Origin of the sequence: Rodentibacter mrazii (assembly GCF_001998825.1) — a bacterium.
In the GTDB taxonomy this organism is placed as follows: Bacteria; Pseudomonadota; Gammaproteobacteria; order Enterobacterales; family Pasteurellaceae; genus Rodentibacter; species Rodentibacter mrazii.
Genome location: NZ_MLHG01000120.1, coordinates 1 through 4,007 on the forward strand (window position 1 = coordinate 1; position 4,007 = coordinate 4,007).

At 34.4% G+C, this 4,007-nt stretch carries 5 protein-coding genes; 1 reads left to right on the plus strand and 4 read right to left on the minus strand.

All coding sequences use genetic code 11. The features are described 5' to 3' along the window. Window positions 1–90: 90 nt before the first annotated feature. Window positions 91–753: a TfoX/Sxy family DNA transformation protein gene (locus BKK47_RS12050; protein WP_077495059.1), complete on the minus strand. Its 663-nt coding sequence runs from the start codon at window positions 751–753 to the stop codon at window positions 91–93. A 484-nt stretch (window positions 754–1,237) separates the two neighbouring features. Between BKK47_RS12050 and recA the strand changes: the two genes are divergently transcribed. Then, window positions 1,238–2,293, plus strand: a complete 1,056-nt coding sequence (recA, locus tag BKK47_RS12055) for a recombinase RecA (protein ID WP_077495060.1) — start codon at window positions 1,238–1,240, stop codon at window positions 2,291–2,293. Window positions 2,294–2,548: 255 nt separating this feature from the next. Here the strand turns inward: recA and crcB are convergent, their stop codons facing one another. From crcB to BKK47_RS12070, 3 genes are all read right to left on the minus strand, one after another. Then, the gene (gene crcB / locus BKK47_RS12060) at window positions 2,549–2,932 is read right to left on the minus strand and encodes a fluoride efflux transporter CrcB (protein WP_077495061.1); all 384 of its coding nucleotides are present in this window, start codon (window positions 2,930–2,932) and stop codon (window positions 2,549–2,551) included. Continuing rightward, the gene (locus tag BKK47_RS12065; RefSeq protein WP_077495062.1) at window positions 2,932–3,750 is read right to left on the minus strand and encodes a Cof-type HAD-IIB family hydrolase; all 819 of its coding nucleotides are present in this window, start codon (window positions 3,748–3,750) and stop codon (window positions 2,932–2,934) included. Before BKK47_RS12065 ends, crcB begins: the two co-directional genes overlap by 1 nt. Before the next feature lie 155 nt (window positions 3,751–3,905). Next, the coding region (locus BKK47_RS12070; RefSeq protein WP_077495063.1) for an EF-Tu C-terminal domain-related protein at window positions 3,906–4,007 on the minus strand (102 nt) is incomplete at its 5' end.

The window sequence follows — 4,007 nt, forward strand, 5'->3', positions numbered from 1 at the left end:
CAACAGCGCGTCGTTGTGTGCTGCGTATTATAGGCATTAAAAAATACTTTGCAATGAGTTTTTTAGATTTTTTATTTAAAAGATTAATTTTTATTCATCATCAATCTTTCTATATCTTCTAAATCCAGCTTCATATAAAACTTCATTTAATTTCCTTAGTAGTATTTCTTTTTGTTGTCTATTTAACATTTCGCTATTTTTGTTCAGTAATGCACAAGCTAACTTCCAATAAGTATTTAACGTAGCAGGTATCCCAGATTTCCTTAGCCTGACAATCGCATTCTCAGCGCCCACTATCTTTAGTGTTTTGACATCATGAATACCAACCTTTTTTAACATTCTCTCATACTTTATAGAGAGGTTAGGGAGATCTTTCAAGCGATTGGCTTTTGATAATGCGATCTCATTCTTTCTATCCTGAATTTGTTTAATAGAAAGCATAAGCAACTTACGTAATAAAAGCCTGTCACTCAGAATATCATTGGTAAGGCAATAGTAGTCCGACAAAACAAACTTAGCATCAGTTTCATTTTTTGTGAAAGCTACACACCCTGAATTTACTAATTGACTAGATAGGTCATCTTTTGCCTGAAGATAAAACTTTCCATTCAAGCATAAACCGAACATAAGTTTCTCATTGTAAAATAACCCATAACCAGTAAACAAATTCTTTGATGCCACATTTCCAATTAACTCATTAATCATCATGCAAAGCTCATCAACATGTTTATCTTTAACATTTAATATTGTCATAAGTCCTCCAGGATTCAACTGTAGTTATTCATAAATAAACAAGCCTACCCATCTTTATAACATCAGATTTACCAAATTGAAATAATTTACTTATAAATCTGTGACATAGATCGTAAGTTTTAAATTTATTGTAAAAAATATAATAGTATAACAATAGATTTCATGTAATAACTTTGCACTTAGGAAACATAGAGACTTTGAAAAATCTCCTACAGAAAACAAATAAAATAAATTTCAGCAAATTAATTTACAAGCTTCCTATTTCCTTTAGATGTCAAAAAAAACCTAAGTGATTTATATTTACGAAGATTCTTTATACAAAAATCCAAACTTATTAAGTATCACAAGTAAAACGTTTTTATAAACACCGGTTTTGCTCTTTTCTCCCCATTATATTTATCCACAACAGCCAAAATTTCACTTGATACTCTACATCAACAACAGATACAATTTTAAAATGATTAGGTGATATAAAAGGTAAAAAATGACCACTCACGAAGAAAAACAAAAGGCACTTGCTGCAGCGTTAGGACAAATCGAAAAACAATTTGGTAAAGGCTCTATCATGAAATTAGGCGATACCAAAACCTTAGATGTAGAATCGATTTCAACAGGCTCAATTGGCTTAGATGTCGCATTAGGTATTGGAGGTTTACCTATGGGACGTATTGTTGAGATCTTTGGTCCAGAATCTTCCGGCAAAACAACCCTTACGTTATCTGTAATTGCACAAGCACAAAAAGCAGGTAAGACCTGTGCGTTCATTGACGCAGAACATGCGCTCGACCCTATCTATGCCGCAAAATTAGGTGTGGACGTAAAAGAATTATTAGTATCCCAACCTGATCATGGTGAACAAGCATTAGAAATTTGTGATGCTCTTGTACGATCAGGTGCTGTTGATGTTATTATTGTAGACTCTGTCGCTGCTCTTACGCCAAAAGCTGAAATTGAAGGTGATATGGGGGACTCCCATATGGGCTTACAAGCACGCCTAATGTCTCAAGCATTACGTAAACTGACCGGTCAAATTAAAACAGCCAACTGTTTGGTAATCTTTATTAACCAAATTCGCATGAAAATCGGGGTGATGTTTGGCAACCCAGAAACTACAACCGGCGGTAATGCGCTTAAATTCTATTCTTCCGTTCGCTTAGACATTCGTCGCACAGGCTCAGTAAAAGACGGTGAAGAAATCATTGGTAACGAAACAAAAGTAAAAGTAGTGAAAAATAAACTTGCTGCACCATTCCGCCAAGTTGATTTCCAAATCCTTTACGGAGAAGGCATTTCAAAAATGGGCGAATTAATAGAGTTAGGCGTAAAGCATAAACTTGTAGATAAATCCGGTGCGTGGTATGCCTACAACGGTGAGAAAATTGGTCAAGGTAAGGCAAATGCAATGAAATGGTTACGTGAAAATGCAGAAAAAGCAGAAGAATTAGAAACCAAACTTCGTGCCGAATTAGTTGCAAATCCTGAACAATCATTAATGGCTGATATTGAACAATCTGAAGATAATTCTTCAGATGAATTATAAGATTTAAAATAAATTAAGTGTGGTCAAATTTCTTTTTAGATTTTGACCGCACTTTTTATGGAAAAAGTATATCTTAATTCACAGACCGAGAGTATGTATCGTGAACTCGATCTTCGTAAGGAAATACAAGAAAAAAGTGTTTTCAAAAAAACAAATTGAAGTTAGTAAAAGACTGGTAATATATGCTTTTTCATAAATTTTACAATGAAGATTTTGCCGCTCTTATCAATTCTACTTCTGAAGAAAATTTCTAACCTAAGACCTAAATAGTAGTTTATACAATAAAATACCTAGCGTCGTACTCATTAGTCCACCTATTAAATGGAAAGCAATAACGCTAAGTGCACCAACCCATTTGTCTGACATTAAAAGCTCAATCACTTCAATCGAAAAAGACGAGAATGTAGTAAACGCACCAAGAAAACCGGTCACTAGAAACAATTTCCATAAATCATTAACTTGTGGATATTGCCAGAAAAGTGCCATCAACATACCTATCAAAAAACAACCGATAAGATTAACAAGTAAGGTTCCAAAAGCAAAGGTAGAAAAGAGTGAATTAAAGCTATAAGTTAATCCCCATCTTCCTAAAGCACCAAATATTGCGCCGCAACTAATACATAACATGGCTTGGAGCATTATTTAATTCCGAATTGAAGTTGAAGATATTTTGCGACTGACTCATTTTGATTTGAACCGATTTGCTCTAATTCCGGACAAGCCTGTTTCAAGCGTTTATCAGCATTTTCCATGATACAGCCTTTCCCAACACTGGAAAGCATTTCCACATCATTCATCCCATCTCCAAAAGCGATACAGTTTTCCAAACCGTAATCTCGTTGTTCTAACACATGTCTTAAAGCTTCACCTTTGGAAACATTTTTGTTCATCACTTCCAAACATGCTAATGCGGAATAAACAATAGTTGTTTTATCGCCAAAATGTTCACGTAAATATTTTTCTACTTCAATTAAATCTTCCGGTGTTTTTCCAATAAAAAATATTTTCTCCACACTACGGGCATGATGTTTAGAAAAATCAACTACTTCATACATGAAGCCTGAATCTTGATGAAATTTTTTCAATGCTGGGACGTCTTGATTAATAAACCACCCCTCGTCTTGATAGGTATTTAAACAAACTTTAGTTTTATCAAATGGTGTTTTATAAAGATCAAATACAATATCTTCCGGCAAACTATTACTATAAATAAGGTTTCCCGCCATATCTCGTACTCTTGCTCCGTTTGAAGTAATCATTACCGCACGTTCTGCACCGATTTTTCCAAGAATAGAAGAAACATCTGTGTGATTTCTTCCTGTAGCAAGGATAATATCAATACCATTCTGTTCAAGGCGATTTAGTGTATCAATCGTAAAGTCTCCGATAACATGATTCGTGTTTAATAATGTACCATCCAGATCAGAGACAACAGCGCGGAAAAGTTGTTTTGACATAAAGAAACCCTCTAAAAAATTTTTTGATCATATCAAAAAATGAAGCATACAATGACCGCACTTTTTGACTAAACTCTACTAAATAGGCGAAATTATAAAGTAAAAAGGCAGATCTTTCGATCTGCCTCTATGTTCATTTAATTCATCAAATGAATTTATTTAATAATTTTCGCAACAACACCCGCACCAACTGTACGACCACCCTCACGGATAGCAAAACGTAAACCTTGGTCCATTGCAATCGGGTGGATTAAGGA

What these genes read in the sequence shown, in the direction of transcription:
- BKK47_RS12050 (WP_077495059.1), bottom strand. Translation starts at nt 753, where the DNA reads ATGACAATATTAAATGTTAAAGATAAACATGTTGATGAGCTTTGCATG.
- recA (WP_077495060.1), top strand. Translation starts at nt 1,238, where the DNA reads ATGACCACTCACGAAGAAAAACAAAAGGCACTTGCTGCAGCGTTAGGA.
- crcB (WP_077495061.1), bottom strand. Translation starts at nt 2,932, where the DNA reads ATGCTCCAAGCCATGTTATGTATTAGTTGCGGCGCAATATTTGGTGCT.
- BKK47_RS12065 (WP_077495062.1), bottom strand. Translation starts at nt 3,750, where the DNA reads ATGTCAAAACAACTTTTCCGCGCTGTTGTCTCTGATCTGGATGGTACA.